At 69.8% G+C, this 16,147-nt stretch carries 9 protein-coding genes and 5 pseudogenes; 10 read left to right on the plus strand and 4 right to left on the minus strand.

Annotation, left to right across the window (positions count from 1 at the left end; translation table 11 throughout):
- The 3 genes and pseudogenes from ACFPZJ_RS35780 to ACFPZJ_RS35790 form a co-directional block, all read left to right on the plus strand.
- Nucleotides 1-694: IS701 family transposase (locus ACFPZJ_RS35780; RefSeq protein WP_381030668.1), on the plus strand; the 694-nt coding region annotated here is incomplete at its 5' end.
- A gap of 768 nt (nucleotides 695-1,462) precedes the next feature.
- A pseudogene (locus tag ACFPZJ_RS35785) lies at nucleotides 1,463-2,838 on the plus strand (IS1380 family transposase).
- 224 nt (nucleotides 2,839-3,062) lie between these two features.
- Complete coding sequence (locus ACFPZJ_RS35790; protein ID WP_381030670.1) at nucleotides 3,063-3,944, plus strand: hypothetical protein; 882 nt, start codon at nucleotides 3,063-3,065, stop codon at nucleotides 3,942-3,944.
- A gap of 321 nt (nucleotides 3,945-4,265) precedes the next feature.
- Here the strand turns inward: ACFPZJ_RS35790 and ACFPZJ_RS35795 are convergent, their stop codons facing one another.
- A complete protein-coding gene (locus tag ACFPZJ_RS35795; RefSeq protein WP_381030672.1) occupies nucleotides 4,266-5,132 on the minus strand; it encodes a hypothetical protein in 867 nt (288 codons plus the stop codon).
- A gap of 20 nt (nucleotides 5,133-5,152) precedes the next feature.
- Nucleotides 5,153-6,148, minus strand: coding sequence for a tetratricopeptide repeat protein (locus tag ACFPZJ_RS35800; RefSeq protein WP_381030674.1), 996 nt, complete (start codon nucleotides 6,146-6,148; stop codon nucleotides 5,153-5,155).
- 534 nt (nucleotides 6,149-6,682) lie between these two features.
- Here ACFPZJ_RS35800 and ACFPZJ_RS35805 point away from each other — a divergent pair.
- From ACFPZJ_RS35805 to ACFPZJ_RS35830, 6 genes and pseudogenes are all read left to right on the plus strand, one after another.
- Nucleotides 6,683-8,203, plus strand: a complete 1,521-nt coding sequence (locus ACFPZJ_RS35805) for a radical SAM protein (RefSeq protein WP_381030676.1) — start codon at nucleotides 6,683-6,685, stop codon at nucleotides 8,201-8,203.
- Complete coding sequence (locus tag ACFPZJ_RS35810) at nucleotides 8,193-8,879, plus strand: maleate cis-trans isomerase family protein (protein WP_381030678.1); 687 nt, start codon at nucleotides 8,193-8,195, stop codon at nucleotides 8,877-8,879. Before ACFPZJ_RS35805 ends, ACFPZJ_RS35810 begins: the two co-directional genes overlap by 11 nt.
- Nucleotides 8,876-9,676 carry a hypothetical protein gene (locus tag ACFPZJ_RS35815; RefSeq protein ID WP_381030680.1) on the plus strand — a complete coding sequence of 267 codons (801 nt, stop codon included), beginning with the start codon at nucleotides 8,876-8,878 and terminating at the stop codon, nucleotides 9,674-9,676. Before ACFPZJ_RS35810 ends, ACFPZJ_RS35815 begins: the two co-directional genes overlap by 4 nt.
- Before the next feature lie 18 nt (nucleotides 9,677-9,694).
- Nucleotides 9,695-10,522 (plus strand): carbohydrate kinase family protein, encoded by an 828-nt coding sequence (locus ACFPZJ_RS35820; protein ID WP_381030682.1) that lies wholly within the window; start codon nucleotides 9,695-9,697, stop codon nucleotides 10,520-10,522.
- A gap of 576 nt (nucleotides 10,523-11,098) precedes the next feature.
- Nucleotides 11,099-11,746 carry a dihydrofolate reductase family protein gene (locus ACFPZJ_RS35825; protein WP_381030684.1) on the plus strand — a complete coding sequence of 216 codons (648 nt, stop codon included), beginning with the start codon at nucleotides 11,099-11,101 and terminating at the stop codon, nucleotides 11,744-11,746.
- 231 nt (nucleotides 11,747-11,977) lie between these two features.
- A pseudogene (locus ACFPZJ_RS35830) lies at nucleotides 11,978-13,045 on the plus strand (IS701 family transposase); the annotation flags it as partial.
- Between the two features lie 148 nt (nucleotides 13,046-13,193).
- On the opposite strand, the pseudogene ACFPZJ_RS35835 reads toward ACFPZJ_RS35830, so the two are convergent.
- Both ACFPZJ_RS35835 and ACFPZJ_RS35840 read right to left on the minus strand, forming a co-directional pair.
- Nucleotides 13,194-14,700 (minus strand): annotated as a pseudogene (locus ACFPZJ_RS35835) (beta-galactosidase); the annotation flags it as partial.
- A pseudogene (locus ACFPZJ_RS35840) lies at nucleotides 14,658-14,816 on the minus strand (carbohydrate ABC transporter substrate-binding protein); the annotation flags it as partial. The pseudogenes ACFPZJ_RS35835 and ACFPZJ_RS35840, both read right to left, overlap by 43 nt.
- A 438-nt stretch (nucleotides 14,817-15,254) precedes the next feature.
- On the opposite strand from ACFPZJ_RS35840, the pseudogene ACFPZJ_RS35845 reads away from it, so the two are divergent.
- Nucleotides 15,255-16,084, plus strand: a pseudogene (locus tag ACFPZJ_RS35845) (LacI family DNA-binding transcriptional regulator).
- The last annotated feature ends 63 nt before the right edge of the window (nucleotides 16,085-16,147 follow it).

A 16,147-nucleotide genomic window follows, 5' to 3' on the forward strand; every position in this document is an offset into this window, starting at 1 on the left:
AGCCATGATCCAGCGGGCCCTGGCCTCGCCACTGCCCATCGCCTGGGTGACTGCAGACTCGGCCTATGGCCAGGAATGGCGGCTGCGGCGGATGCTGGAGGAAGCCGGCGTCGGTTACGTCCTGGCCGTCCCGAAGTCCCAGCCCGTCCCCGCGCTGGGCCGGATCGATCTCGTCATCGCCCAAGCGCCCAATGAAGCCTGGAAACGCCATTTCTGCGGTGACGGGGCGAAGGGGCCGCGCGTCTACGACTGGGCCGCGGCGAAACTTCCGGCCATCCACGACTTCGACGGCGATCAGCCCACGCACGACCGGTGGGTCCTGGCCCGCCGCAGCCTCGCCCGCCTGGAAGAGGTCGCCTACTACCTCGCCTACGCACCCGCCGGCACAGAGGTTCCTGAGCTGGCCCGGATAGCCGGCAGCCGGTGGGCGATCGAGGAGTGCTTCCAGAGCGCGAAGAACGAATGCGGCTTGGACCAGTACGAGGTCCGACGTTATCCGGGCTGGTACCGGCAGATCACCCTCGCCATGCTGGCCCACGCCTTCCTCGCGGCCATGTCCGCCGCGACGACGGCAAGGGGGGTGGCAGAAACGGTTCCTGTGCCCTTGCACCCCTCACCGTGGCAGAAGTCCGGCGGCTCCTGGCAGTTCACCGTCCCCAACCGACACACCGGCGGAAAGCAGATCACGCGCTGAGCTGGTCCTGGTGGCGGCGCCGCCACCAGGCAACCGCACGACGCTGCCACTACCGTCGCCGTCACGGTGGAGGCTACGAACTTCCGGCACCTGACGCCACAGCAGCCGAATAGACTCGAGAAGGTGCCTCTGACCAGCAGAGATAGCGAACTGCAACTGGAGTACTAGTACTCCAGCCGGACTTCTGTATTTGTCCTGGTCAACGGCCTGGAGGTGGGGAGTGGCCCGGGTGCGTGTTTGCAGGCGTTTGGTCAGCAGTTCGCTGACGACCATCTGCACCATCTCCATCGTGCGCTCGGACACGGGTGTCCGGACTCTGTTGACCTGGCGAAGGTCCGCTGTAGTTGGCGAGCTGCACGCCGGTCGTCTCGGTGAGGTTGGCGAAGCTGGCGAACGCCATGTGCCGTGGCTCATCGATGTGAAGGGGCAAGCGGGTGTGTGCTCATGGCAGACGTCGTCAGCAAGGGGGGAGCCCGGACGCCATGCGGTACCTGAGCCACCTGTTGGGTTGGCTGGCTCATCCGTCCACGATGCTGCTGCCAGGTCTCTGAGGCTTGTGGAGGAGTTGATCCGGCCCGGGCTGCCTGGTCGACAACTCCCTCTTCAACCTCAAGTTTCCCTCAGTAGATCAACATATGGCGGACTAGCCTCGCGCTTTCACGCGGCAGGGCGTCCGGTGGGTGATCGGAAACGCGGAGAGTGCTCCTGACCTGCAACGATGGGACTTGTCTAGGGTCCAGGTCGTCGCATGAAAGAAGCACTCTCCAGGTGAAGAAGCGTATCGGGTCCTACCCGCGTGTCCGTACCGAAGGCGGGGGCCGCGGGGTGATCTCCCAGGCCGGCGCTGTGTTGCTGGTGGAGACGGTCCGCAAGACCGGTCTGGATCAAGCGATATCGGCGGCGCTGGCACCGTGGCGCAAGCCGCGGGCGGTGCATGATCCGGGCAAGGTCCTGCTGGATGTGGCGCTCGCGGTCGCGCTGGGCGGGGGCTGCCTGGCAGACGTCGGTCTGCTGCGGGCCGAGCCGTCGGTGTTCGGGCCGGTGGCCTCCGATCCGACGGTCTCCCGACTGATCGACGCGCTGGCAGCGGACGGGAAGCGCGCGCTGACCGCACTGCGGCAGGCCCGCGCTCAAGTACGTGAACATGTATGGACGTTGGCCGGCGACGCAGCGCCGGACGCGGCCGGGCAGGTGGTCGTGGACCTGGACGGGGTGCTGGTGATCGCACATTCCGAGAAGCAGGATGCGGCCGCGACCTGGAAGAAGACCTTCGGGCACCATCCGCTGATGGGGTTCGTCGACCACGGCCGGGGCGGGTCCGGGGAGCCGGTGGCCGCTCTGCTGCGGCCCGGGAACGCGGGCAGCAACACCGCGGCAGACCACATCGAAGCCGCCTCTCTCGCGCTGGCGCAGCTGCCGAAGAAGTACCGGCGCGGACGGCGGACGCTGATCCGTACCGACTCGGGCGGGGGCACGCACGAGTTCGTCGACTGGCTTTGCGCCCGCGGCCGGTGGCTGTCCTACTCGGTCGGCATGACCATCACCGATGCCATCCACCAGGCCGTTGTGAAGGTCCCGGCATCGGCCTGGACGCCGGCCGTCGAGCCCGACGGCGAGATCCGCGACGGCGCCTGGGTGGCCGAACTCGACGGCGACTGCCTCAAGGGCTGGCCCAGGGGGATGCGGCTGATCGTGCGGAAGGAACGGCCGCACCCCGGCGCCCAGTTGCGCTTGCCGACGCCGACGGCATGCGCCTGACCTGCTTCGCCACCAACACCAACACCACGCCGATCGCCTCACTCGAACTACGCCACCGCCAGCGCGCCCGAGCCGAGGACCGCATCCGCGCCGCCCGCGCCACCGGCCTGCGCAACCTGCCCCTCCACGACGCAGCACAGAACCAGATCTGGCTGGAGATCATCCAGATCGCCCTGGACCTCCTGGCCTGGATGCCCCTGCTCGCCCTCACCGGCCAAGCCCGCCGTTGGGAGCCCCGCCGCCTGCGACTGCGGCTGTTCTCCGCGGCCGCTCAGCTCGTCACCACCGGACGCTGCCGCATCCTCCGCCTCGCCAAACACTGGCCCTGGACCGGTGTGATCACCGACGCCCTGCAACGGCTCGCGGCCCTGCCAAACCCCGGCTGACCAGCAACGTCCCGCCCCTACGAGCAGCACCACCCAACTGGAGCCGTGGAACCCGGCGCCCACCCGACGCGACAGCCGGGCCACCAGCCTGCCCACCCGCAGGAATCTCTGCCCCGAACGAGCCGAAAGGGTCCGTCAGCAAGCTGACGGACCCTCATGCAAGATCGAGGCTAACGTCACCCCTTATGGCGACAGACCTCGTTAGCGGCCCCACCCGCAGCTGCATGCGGGAGATCAGCTCACGGATCGAACTCTCCCCACTCCAAGCCTGCTGGGACGGCAGCGGCTTCACCCCCGGACCACCGAAGGACACCTCCGGCGCCCAGAGGAAGCGGCTTTTCTCCTCCTACGCCGACCACATCACCTGGAGCGACCCCGAACAGGTCACCCTCGCCATAGCCGTGTTCGAGAGGATGCTCCGCGCCTACCGCAATGAGGTGGAGAGATACACCGGATCCGGAGAGGAGACGCCCCAGCAGAAGTGGGCGAAAGAGCTCGACAGGATCCGTCGTGACTTCGAATACGACGGCTATCAGATCACGGACAGCCTGCGCATCCGCAAGGCCGGAGAGCGTCGGCCTGATCATGAGAGGGCCGACGCGGAGCTCTACACCGAAGCTCTGCGCGTTCTACGCCACGCCCGCAACCAGATCGAACGCCTTCCATCCACCACTCGAGGAAAGGGCGAGGAAGACATTCGAGACGTCCTCTTGGTCGCGCTGGGCGCAGCGTTCGCGGGCCGCTGCACAGCGGAGAGCCTGAACGGCGCGGGGAAAACCGATCTGCTGCTGCGGATTGAGGACCGTAATGTCCTCGTCGGCGAGTGCAAAATCTGGAAGGGCGCCTCGAAATTCCACGAGGCCATCGACCAGCTGTTCGGCTACCTGACCCGCTACGACCGCTTCGCGGTGCTTCCGCTGTTCATCCATGCAGCGCAGCCCAAGCCGATCGTGGAGAAGGCCACTCAGCTGCTGACCAACCATCCGCGCTGCGTCTCTGCGGCTGTCCCCGATGACGATGGCCGCCAGTACAGCTTCGTGCTGAGGTCCCCTTCATCGACGCCGTGGGATGTGGAGGTGGCCCTGATTCCCTTCGTGATCAGCTAGGCGGCTCTGCGCTGGGGGAACCTGGTGGCGCGTCCCGGACACCTGCGGGGAGGTGTCACCGCAGGTCAGCCCCACGCTGACGCTTCTGCGTTCACTATGGTGGGCCACGGCAAGTTCCTCCGGGTCTTCGTGCAGCCGGCTACCGCCTTCGAGGTCCCCGACACGGTCGACTGGAGCGGCACCGTCCAGATCGACTTCGAGCTCGGCGCTCCCTGCTGGTTGCCCTGCCGCGACGACGGACAGGCCCCACCGCCAAGCACTCCGCTAGGCCAGGTTCCACGCTCTCTTCTCTGGCGCAATGCCGGTGCGCACAGTCCGGTCCTACAGGAGGTCCACCTCGGCGTCGACGTAGCCGAACTGGCGAGCCATGTATACCAGCGCCTCCCGCAGCAGGCGCTGGCGCTCTGCGCGGACCATGGCGGGCGCCGAAGTGATCGTGACTGCCATCCGCGACCTGGGGCCGCCGTCGTTGGGGCCGAGCGGCGTCAGGTCGACGTGCGTGTCCAGATCCGGCAGGACGCCGTTGTCGGCGGGCTGTTCGCATGTCATCCGCAGTTCGGTGGTGGGTGGGGCGGCCCACGACAGCCCGGCCGAGTCGCCGACGACATCGGGCAGCAGCTCGGCGGCCGTCTCCCACGCGGCGAGCAGCACGGCCTGGACCTCGTCGAGGCCCAGCTGCGTGTCCCCGCCGGGACCGAGGAGCGCGGCCCACGCCTCCGGATTCTCGATCAGGACGTCCGCGCAGGCGACCACGGTGGACTCCATCGTGGTGGGCAGGGCGAGCATGACGGAGGCCTTCACGGCCGGGCCGCCGTCCGGCGCGGCGATCGTGCACGTGTACCCGATGGAACGGGCCGAGTTGCCAAAGAGCCCCCGTTCCCAGCGAGCGGCGGGCAACTCCGCGCCCCGACGCCGGGACAGCATCGTCATCGCGCCGGCCACCGCGCTGTGCGCAAGCTGCTGTTCGAGCAGCGTACGCCGGGGTTTGCTGACCTCCAGCGCGCCCGGGTCGGCCCACGGCAGGTTCACCAGGGCGCGCAGGCGCAGCGCCGGACTCTGGCCAGCGGTCCCGATCTCGGCCGACCGGCCCTGGTCCAGGCTGAAGCGGGGAAGCGGCTGCCACCGCCACACGCCGCGGCCCGAACACGACAGCCGGCCCGCACCCCACGATCCGCCGTCGAGGTCCACGCTCCGAGCGTCGGCCGGGATCACCCACGGGGTGTCCGAGTCGGCGGGAAGCCGGGGGAAGCCGACGGCCGCGAGCGGGTCCTGACCGCCCGGGGCACGCCGCCCCGCTTCGACGATCGCCTGCCAGACGGGCTCGGCGACGGCGGCCGGAGGGCGACCGGCCACCAGACACAGCGGCGTCGGTCGAGACCGTGGATGTCGAGGGCGTGGCGGAGGTGTTCCTCGGCGGCGGTGAGGTCGCCCAGGCGGCTGTGGATCATGCCGGTTTCGTGGGCCCAGCGACCGGGGGAGTAGTGGGCCGCCCAGGAGTCGCCGGGGCTGGAGGGCGGTTTGCCGATCGCGGATTCGGCCAGGGCAAGGTGCTGGGCGGCGAGGGGGCGGTTGTTGTCCTGGGCTGCGGCGTTGGCGAGTGTGGCGTTGTAGTAGGCCACGGCGCGCGGGTTGTCGAGATTGCGGCCGTAGGTGACGCAGGCTTCGCTGAGTTGAACGGCTTCGGCGCGGTAGCCGAGGTCGATGCACTGGACGGCCAGGCCCCGCAGGGCGGTGGCGGCAAGCTCGGGGTCCCCGGCTTCTTCGGCGAGGCGGAAGGCATGGGCGTAATAGCCCTGGGCGATGCCCTGGAGTTCGGGGGTGTCGCCTTCGTCTTGGGCCATCCAGCCGGCGAGGTGGGCGAGCTGGGAGGCGGCGGCGAACAGATCGCGGCCGGTGGCCTCGGTGTAGGTGCCGTTCAGCCAGGGGGCCACGTCTTCGGTGAGGTAGCGCACTGCGAGGTGGCGGGCGTGGCCGCCGCCGAGTTCGGAAGCGGAGTCGCCGAGAGTTTTGGCCATGATCTTGATGGCGGTGACTTCGCCTCGGCCGACGCGGACGGCGCCAGCGGGGGCGTTCTTGACGCGGCGGGTGATGCTGTCGGGGTCGGGCAGGCTGAGGGCGGCGAGGGCGTAGCCGCTGGACGCGGTGAGGAAGTTCCGGCGGTCCACGTCGAGGTCGCTCCTTCCCAGCGCGATGACTGAGGCCACGGTATCGGCGTGGGCCGGTGCGCACGCGGGTGGTTGAGGGATGGATTTGGCGTCGGGATCGAGTTGGAGAACGTGCGCGACGTAGGGCCACCAGTAGTCGGGCGTACGCTCGCCAGTCATCCATTTGCGCGCGTATTGGCGCTGTAATCGGCCAGGACCGCTGCCCTCGGCCTGGCCCACGGCGCGCGCCAGCTGGCTGGGGCCCCAGCCGCGTTCCCGGCAGGCCGCGCGGATCAGGTACGCGAGGTGCTGAGCATGCGGTGTGCGCGTCATTCCGTCACCCCGTCCCTGGACTACGCGGGACTACGGAGGAGTCCATCCTTCCCCCTTCCTGCGGAGCGCACGCGGCGCTTGACTGAACTTTCCCTCCGTTCGAACTCGTGCCGCCTGTAAGGATGTTGGCCTCAGACCGTCAGGGCTTCCCCGGCGGGCGCCGGCATCCGGTTGTGAAGCGCGTCGTTCGACGGAGGTACGGGCCGCTCGTGTCGGCGCGGGCGGCCTGCCCCGATGAACCGGTGTACGAGAGGAGTTCCGGTGACCGCCCCTGTGGTGATCTTGGACTGCTACACCGTGGAGCCCAGCGGTCTGGGTGTCCCGCCGTACCTGTCCGCCTATGTGCGACAGGCCTACGCGGCCCTGCGCCGGGCACGGCCCTGCGTCGAGGTGCGGTACGTGACGATCGACGACGTCCGCTGGTGCCTGGCCGGCGGCCGCCCGGCCGTGGACGCGCCGCTGAGTGACCGGTGGACGTACTCCGCGACCGTGAACCGCGACAAGGCGGTTGAGCTGCTGAGGGACGCCGAAGCGGTGGTCGTGGTCGCCGGGGACAAGGTCCCCTCGGTGCACCTGCACGCGGTCAACGGCTCGCAGGACGACATCGCCCGCGCGATGGCCTGCGCGCGCGGCCGCCGCTATCTGCTCGGGCCCATGGCTACATGGGCGCTGTCCGAACCGGCCTCCTGGGCCGGGCTGTTCGACGCGGTCCACACGCACACCATCACCTCCGGCGACCTCGCCCTGGGCAGCCGCACGCCCGCTCCGTACGGGCAGCTCGAGGCGGACCGTGACTCGTTCACCGGGCTGATCGAGCAGATGCCGTGGTCGCCGGTCGCGGAGCTGGAGCTGTACCGCGGCTGCACCCGCAAGGCGTTCTGCCGCTTCTGCAACGAGCCAGGGAAAGCGCCCACGGTCGCGCACCGCACGGTCGAGGACGTCCTGGCCGAAGCGACACAGCTGTACGACGCGGGGGTGCGCCACTTTCGCCTCGGCCAGCAGACCTGCTTCTTCTCCTACCAGGGCCGCAGCGAGGACGCCATCCGCGCCCTGCTGGGAGGGATCCGGGAGGGGTGCCCGGAGCTGGAGATGCTGCACATCGACGACGCCGACCCGCTGGCAGTTGCCGCCCCGGTCGGCAAGCGCATCGCGGCTGCGGTCGCCGAACTGTGCACCGAGGGCAACTGCGCGCCGATGGGAATCGAGTCGTTTGACCCGGCCGTCATCGAACGCAACATGCTGACCTGCACCGAAGACATCTTGCTGCGCGCCGTCGAGCACGTGAACGCAGCCGGCGCCGAGCGCGGCGCGGGCGGGCTGCCGAAGCTGCTGCCCGGCCTCAACCTCATCTACGGCCTGCCCGGTGAGACCCATGCCACGCACCTGGCCAACCTCACGGCCCTGCAGCGGATCTACGACGCCGGGCTGATGTGCCACCGCACGAACGTCCGCCTGGCCCGCGCCTTCCCCGGGACCCCGCTCGCCGAGGAAGAAGCCAGCCTGGACGGCCTGCCGTCCGCGACGCACTTCGAGACGTGGAAGGCCGACATCGACCAGATCTGGGACAAGCCGATGAAACAACGCGTCTACCCGGTCGGCCTGGAGATCCCCGGCGTGCACGCGTACTTCGTCGACGAGCGCGGCACTTGGTTCCGCCGCTTGGGCTCGTACGCGATCCAGATCATCGAGCCCGGGGCCGCCGTCCCGGTCGGAACACCGGCCGACATCACTGTCACCGGGCACGCCCCGCGCGTCATCTACGGCACTCACCGTGCCCGCTGACCCTGCCGCCGCGGTGGGAGCGGCGGAGCGGCGGCATGTGGGGGTGCTGCTGCCGTGGGCCAACGTGGCGGTTGAGGAGGAGTTGCCCCAACTCGGCGAGCCGGGCGTGGTCTTCCACTACGCTCGGCTCGTGCCGGCCTCCCGCACGACCGCCGTCGATGACTCCTTCTGGCACGGGCTGCGGGCCGCCGCCACCGGTGCCGTGGACTCCATGCGCCATCTTCCGCTGGACGCCGTCGTCCTGGCGTGCACCTCCGCCGGCTTCACGGGCGGGCCCGCGCTGCCGCCGGGCGTGATCACCGCCTTCGACGCCCTCACCACCGTCCTGCACCGGCGCCGGCTGGCCCGCATCGCTCTGGCCACCCCCTACCCGCAACCGGTCACCCGCGCCGAAGCCGAAGCCCTGGGCACACACGGCATCCAAGTCCTCGCCCATGCCAGCCTTGGCTTGGACGACGGCTACCCCGCCATCACCCCCAGGCAGATCCTCGACCTTTGCGCCGGCCTTCCGCAGACCGCACTCGCCAGGGCCGACGCGCTCGTACTGTCGTGCACCGGCTGGCGGACCCTGACCGCCGCGACCGCCCTGCAGGAGCGGCTACGCATCCCCTTGATCTCCTCCAACCTCGCCATGGCCACCCACGCCCGTCCGCCCGCCCCAGGAGCAGCGCCGTGACCGTCACCAGACCCAGCAAACGCAGCGACGACCGCGTCCTTGCGTTCGTCACCCGCGCCGCCTCCCTCGACGACGTACGCGCCGAGGTGGAGGCCAACCACGACCACAACCGCTGGTGGCCGCCCACCATCACCGACCCGCGCATGCGGATGCTCGCCGCCGGCTGGTCCACCCGCATCAACTACCGCATGGTCGACACCTACGCGGGCGTGCTCGCCCGCGCCGACACGCTCGGCTTCGACGCCCTCACCGACCTCGACGACGACCAGGCGCGCGACCTGGTCGCCCCGCTCGGCCTGACCGAGGCGCGCCTGACCTACCTGTACTCGCTGGCCGACACCCTCGCCCGCTGGGACAAGGACGGCACCGACCCAGTCGCCTGGGACGCCAAGACCTTTATCGCCGCCTTCGCCCGCGATGTGCGCGGGGCCTCCTACAAAGTCGCCCAGTGCGCCGCCCTGTACGCCCGCGGCTACCACTGCGGCATCATCCCCGTCGACTCCGGCATGGTCACCAAACTCGGCCCCGTCCTCGGCTTCACTCTCCCCTCCGGACCCGCCGCCCACGAACACCTGCGTCTCCTGCTCGAGCACGCCGTCGCCCGCCATACCGAACCCCTAGGCATGCTCGCCGGCACCCAGAACGTCACCATTCCAAGCGATGCGGCTCCGACGTGGTGGACCCACCTGGTGCTGATCTACTTCAAGCGCCTCTACCTCAACCAGCCGCCCGCCCGCCTGTGCACGCGCCGCCCGACCTGCACCGCCCTGACCGACTGCGCCCACACCAAGACCTGACCGTAAGGGGGAGCCGCGATGCAGCGCACCATCGTGATCGGCAACATCTCCCTCGACGAGATCTACCGCCCTGGCCACCCCCCGGTGCGCCAGCTCGGCGGCGCCGCCCTCCACCTGGCCGCCGCGGCGGCCCGCGCCGGACTCCCGGTCGCGCCGGCCGCCGCCGTCGGAGACGACCTTGCCGGACTGCCCGACGCCCTGCGCCTGCCCGCCCTGGACTGGAGCCTCCTCCACCACGCCCCCGAGCCGTCAGCCGCATTCACCATCCATTACGACGACACAGGCACCGTCACGGCCGTCGACACCGCCACCGGCGCCGCCAGGCACCTCACTGCCCACGCCCTACACCTGATCCACTGCCACCCTGAGGGGGCCTTCCACATCAGCTGCCGCCGCCCCCTTTACGTCCCCGCCGTCCTCCAGGCGCTGACAGCGCAGGGCTGCTCCTTCAGCCTGGACTTCCACCTCCCCAGCGCCCCCCAGCTCATCCCCGAAGCCACACCCTGGCTACGGCACGCGACCACGATCTTCGTCAACGCCGAGGAACACACCCTCCTCACCCACCACGCTGGCCCTCAACCGTGCCCGGAAACCGTCGTCACCGACGGCCCCCGGCCAGCCCGCGTTCTCCAGCCCGGCCGCGCACAACGGCCCGTCACCCCGCCCGCCGTGCCCACCATCCGGCAGATCACCGGCGCTGGCGACACCCTGGCCGGCACCTACCTCGCCCACCGCGCCCGCCGCATCCCACCGGCTGCGGCCCTCAGCCGCGCCGTCCAAGCCGCCAGCCACCACACGGCCCAACGACCCCTGACCCTCCCCGAACCACGCCGCGCCCCGTCCTGACCAGCAGCAGGAGGCCGCCCGATGTACTACGTCGCCCACCGTCTCTTCGCCGCCCACGACCGCGCCCTCGCCGCCCAACTAGCCCCGTATTTCGCGGGTCGCTGATTCGGCTGGAGAGCGGGGCCGAGCAGTGTCCGGCACGGTCCTGTCAACGTTGGTCCGGGTGTGTCGATGACTTCCCGGTCCCCGCGGCCACGGACGGAACGCCCCCGTATGGAGTGCGTGATCGAGTCCGTGGTGACCAAGCGTTTGGGCGCTCTGCCCGTCGCTGCCGAGTTTCTGCGCCGGCTGGATGTTGCGGGGATCGTCGATGCCCTTTGCCCGCCCGATCCCCCGGGCGGAGCTGACGCACGGCCAGGTGATCGAGGTGCTGGTGGCCAACCGGGAGCTGGCCCGCCAGGCCGCGGCCGCCCGCGGCGAAAGCAAGGGCCGGAAGACCCGCCGCTCCCGCTGGACGCTCGCCCGGCGCCGCCGCGGGAGCTCGATGAGAACTGCACGATGCGGCGATGAGTTTTCCCGGCCCGGCCGGTCTACCGTTCGTCAAGTGATCAGAAAGCGCGAAGCAGGAGGAGCGACATGAGCCAGTTGCTGCGTGTCCAGAACTTCACCGTCTCGAGCGACGGGTTCGGCGCCGGCGAGGGCCAGAGCCTCGAGAAGCCGTTCGGCCATGCCGACCCGGGGAACATGTTCGCCTGGGCCATTGCCACCGACCACCCACCCATCAACCGCTCCGAACCCGGTGGCAGCCGAGGTCTGGACGACTACATCACGCGGGACTACGCCCGCAACATCGGCGCCGAGATCATGGGCCGCAACAAGTTCGGGCCGCAGCGCGGGCCCTGGCAGGACCACGAGTGGCAGGGGTGGTGGGGTGACGAGCCCCCGTTCCACACGCCGGTGTTCGTCATGACGCACCACAAGCGCCCGTCGTTCACGCTCTCCGACACCACGTTCCACTTCGTCGACGGCGACCCGGCCGCGGTGCTCGCCCAGGCGAAGGAGGCGGCGCAGGGCCAGGACGTCCGGCTTGGCGGTGGGGCCACGATCATCCGGCAGTTCCTCAAGGCCGACCTCGTCGACACCCTGCATGTGGCGGTCGTGCCGACGAAGCTCGGCTCCGGGGCCCGGCTGTGGGAGTCCCCCGATGAGCTGCTCGACCGGTTCCACCAGGACGTCGTGCCCAGCCCGAGCGGTGTGACGCACCACCTGTTCTGGCGGAAGTGAGGCCGGACCAGCCGGCCGGCGCGGGTTCCGTCACCGGCGCCCGCGGCATGGCCGCCGCCCAGCGGCGTCCTAGTACTTCAGTCTGACTTCGCGATCTTGTCTCGGACCCGGCTGGGAAGGGTACGGCCACCGCGTGATCATCGGGGGTTGTGTGGACTCCTGAAGATCGTGCGGTGGCCGGGAGGCCATAGCGTAGACCCTGCATGTTGGTGGGCGATGTTCGAGCAGGTCATGGCCCGGATCGCGGGCCGATTCCGGCGGGTGGAGCCCAGGGCTGCGGCCCGCGCCTACCTGCTCGGCCTGCTCTCGGACGCCGAGCGGAAGAACTGCTGGCAGCTGGCCGAACGGGCGGGCCATAGCCGGCCCGGGCCGATGCAGCGCCTGCTGCGCTACGCCCGCTGGGACGCTGATGCCGTCCGTGACGACCTGCGCGCCTACGCCGTCGAACAACTCGGCGCCGACGGCGCCGTTCTCGTGGTCGACGAGACGGGCTTCGTGAAGAAGGGCCGGGCCTCGGCGGGCGTGCAACGGCAGTACACCGGCACCGCAGGCCGCATCGAAAACGCCCAGGTCGGCGTGTTTCTCGCGCTGGCCACCAGCCGAGGACGGGCCCTGATAGACCGTCGGCTCTACTTGCCCGAACACTCCTGGTGCTCTGATCCCGAACGCCGGCACTCGGCCGGGATCCCCAAGGACATCCAGTTCGCCACCAAGCCCCAACTTGGCCGGGGAGATGATTGCCCCGCACTGGACGCCGGGATCACCGCCTCCTGGGTAACCGGCGACGAAGCCTACGGCCAGGACCCTCAACTCCGCTCTGACCTCGAGGCACGCGGCATCGGCTACGTGATGGCCGTCGCCTGCTCGATGCGGGTGACGATCAACCACGGCCGAACCGCCGTCCGTGCAGACATCGTCGCCGGCCGTCTGCCCGCCACGGCCTGGCAGCGGCACAGCGCCGGCAACGGTGCGAAGGGGCCGAGGTACTACGACTGGGCCTGGATCCACATCGGCACCGGCAGCCACCGCCACCTGCTCATCCGCCGAAACCGGTCCACCGGTGAACTCGCCTTCTACGTGTGCTGGTCACCCACCGAAGTAGCCCTGTCCGAACTGGTCCGCGTCGCCGGCATCCGCTGGAGCGTGGAGGAGTGCTTCCAGACTGCCAAGGGCCAGGTCGGCCTCGACCACTACCAGGTCAGGCACTGGACCTCATGGCACCGGCACATCACGCTAGCCATGCTCGCCCTGGCCTTCTTGACCGCTCTCGCCGCCGACGCGGCACCGCAGCAGCCCGCCCAGCCCATCCTCAAGGGCTACGGCATCACCGCCGTCAGCCTGCGCACCTGGGTCAACCCGTCCAGCGATCCGGCCAACGGCCACTGCAGCATCGAGGAGACCGCCCAGCTGGCGAAGCGGGCCAAGGACGCCGGCCTGCAGGTACTCATCCCGTGGTCACGGTCACGGATGCCCGGGATATCGCCCCAGCCGTGGCGGGCGGTGGGTGCCGGCCAGGCGGCCAGCGCGCGGGCGAGGGTGCGGCCGGGCACGGTGCCGACGCGGGTGACGCGGTCCGCGCTGTGGCGGCGGGTGGTGACCGCCGGCCAGCGGCCGAAGTGAGGGTGTCGTACTCGGCGAGCACCTCGGCGTCGACGACGTTCAGGCACTCGATCCAGTGTGTCGCCGTCGACGTACCGCCCTCCGGCAGTTCGAGCGGGCCGCCCGCCACGGCGCGCACCGGGACGTCACCGGGGAGGTTGCTGAATTCGTCGTACGTGACTCCCGCCACGTCAGCCAGACGTCCCCGCGCCGGTTCCAGCCGCGCCCGCGCCTCGTGGTCGGCGTATCCGGTGCGCGGATCGAGCACCAGGTGGCCGCCCGCGTGGGCGTAGGCGGCGAGCCAGTCGAGGGTCGCGTCGTCGGCGATGTACAGAGCCGGGGCCACCAGCACCGGGTGACGCAATGCGGCCTCCTCCGTGCGTCCACGGCAACTGACGCGCGTGCACGATCCGCACCTGGCGGCCCGCGTCGAAGGCACACCGGTAGAGCGGGTCGAAGATCCGGTGATACGCCGCGGGGTCCGGACCGCCGTCGGGGGTCGCGAGCGGCGGGTACTTCTGCATCAGCCACTTGATCGGCGTCGAGTAGACCGTCGCGAGGTCGGCGTCCGGTTCGATCCCGACCACCAGCGGGCCCGCCTTGTCGAATTCGGGTCCCAAGCGGGCGAGTTCGGCGTGGGTACGGCCGGGCCGACCATCAAAGCGTCACAGTTGGCGGCACGCCACTGGAAGAAGGCGATGCCGTCCGCGCCGTGTGCGACGTGGGCGAGGGCGTTGCGGCGCATCTCGCCGGGCCGCTTGGGGCGGTTAACGGGCTGCCAGTCGACGGCTCCCGTGGAGTGCTCCATCAGCAGTCATGGTCCGCCGGCCATGGAGCGCACCAGGTCGCCGCAGAGAGCGACGTCGATCTCCGATCCGGACCGGTGGAGCGCAGGTAGTGGTCGTTGGAGACGATGTCCAACTCGGGGCACAGCGCCAGCAGTCCAGGGCGTCGATGCTGAAGTTCATCATGAAGTTGGTGGTGACGGGGATCGAGGGGGCCTCCTCACGCAGGACGTCGCGTTCCGCCGTGTACAGCGACAGCAGCTCGTCGGAGCGCAAGCGGCGCCCGTCCAGCAGATGGGCCGGGTTGGGGTCGGCGGCGGTGGCGCGGGGCGGGAGGATCTCGTCCCAGTCGTAGTACCACTGGCTCCAGAGGTGGTGCCCCAGGCGTGGTTGAGGGCCTTCGGATCGCCGGTGTAGCGATGGCGCAGCCAGGTGCGGAAGGCGGCGGCGCTGGTGTCGCAGTAGCAGGCCGCCACATGCGACTGCCGGGTGCTCGGCGTAGCGCTCGGCCAAGGCGGGCGTGATGCGCCGGCGAACCAGTTGAACACGTCGTCCGGCGTGCCCTGCAGGTAGGAGTTGATTTGCTCCTGGAAGGTGTTGTGGTCCTTGGTGTTGACGTCGACTTTGATCCCGGACTGCTTCGTGAACGCCGCATAGATGTCGGCGAATGCCTTCGCCGATGCCGCGCAGCAGAGTGCGGCGGCTGGTGCCCGGCATGGGCTGGCCGAGGGAGGAAGGGTGCATTTCGGCTCCTGACAGGGCGGCCGTACCCAGGCTTGGCACATCGGCCCACAGGGATGTGACGAGGGAGAGTCACAAGCGACCACAATCAAACGCGAACGCACAGATGCGATCGGGGATGCCAGGAGGACTGAACGTTCCACGCGGCTGCTGTCAAGGCTTTGCATTCGTTCCTCATCCAGCGTCGACGTAGGTCAGGGCTCGTCTTCGCAGGCCGCCGCGATGCTTGCCGCAATGTCTCGAATCGAAATGGAGCTGTGACAGCTCTTGACGCACGCTCTTCTGCTGCGTAGACATGATCGCGCGGTCAGACCGCGCGATCATGTCGTTGACACGCTCGATGCAGGACCCTTCGTTGCAGGGACACAGCCAGGGGAGACTTCATGACACCAGGAGTGGGGCGCGGCGCGGCCTCGCCCGTGCCGCGCAGTGCGGACGTCGCACAGCTGGCCGGGGTGTCGCGCAAGACGGTTTCCCGGGTTCTCAACAACGAGCCGTACGTCTCGGACGAGGCCCGTCGGCGTGTCCTCACAGCCGCCGAGGAACTCGGCTACAGGCTGGACCACGCGGCCAGGGCACTGGCCTCGGGACGCACCCGTTCCGTCGGCGTCGGCACTGGGAACCGCGGGCTACGGCACCGCTTCCCTGCTCGTGCACATCGAACAGGCCGTAAGGGACGCCGGTTACGCGCTCCGCGTGATCAACACGCCGGATGGCGACCCGGAAGACATCGCAGGCGCCCTGGAGTCACTCCTCGAACAAGGCGTGGACGGCGTCGTAGTCTCCGAACCCATCGTGAGGGGAGAAGTCCCGCTCCGTGTCGACGTGCCGGTCCTCTTCCTGGGAGCACCGCCAGGTCGGCCGCCTCCGGCTACGCGGCGAGGCGCGCGCTGGCCTCGGAGCCGCGGGCGACGAGATGGCCATCGGCCTGATCCAAGCCCTGCGGGAAGCCGGGCGGCGGGTGCCGGAGGACATCAGTGTCGTCGGGTTCGACGGCAACCCCGTCTTCGCCTATGTATCCCCGCCGCTGACCACCGTCCGTCAGCCCTTCGACGCCGCCGCACGGGAAGGCATCCGCCTTCTCGTGCACGCCATCGACAAGCCCGACGCCGAGTTGCCGCAGGCGGGCGACCCGCCCGTCGAACTCGTCGTCCGCGGCTCGACCGCGCCGCCCCCGTCCCACCGACGCCGGCCGCTGCTCCGCACCGCCTGAGCAACAGCCGCCAGACTGCCCCGACCGTACGGCCGCACACCCGGGGCACAGCCCCTCTGCCAC

This window comes from Streptomyces bullii (genome assembly GCF_042657145.1).
Taxonomy (GTDB): Bacteria; Actinomycetota; Actinomycetes; order Streptomycetales; family Streptomycetaceae; genus Streptomyces; species Streptomyces bullii.

What these genes read in the sequence shown, in the direction of transcription:
- ACFPZJ_RS35790 (WP_381030670.1), top strand. Translation starts at nt 3,063, where the DNA reads ATGCGGGAGATCAGCTCACGGATCGAACTCTCCCCACTCCAAGCCTGC.
- ACFPZJ_RS35820 (WP_381030682.1), top strand. Translation starts at nt 9,695, where the DNA reads ATGCAGCGCACCATCGTGATCGGCAACATCTCCCTCGACGAGATCTAC.
- ACFPZJ_RS35825 (WP_381030684.1), top strand. Translation starts at nt 11,099, where the DNA reads ATGAGCCAGTTGCTGCGTGTCCAGAACTTCACCGTCTCGAGCGACGGG.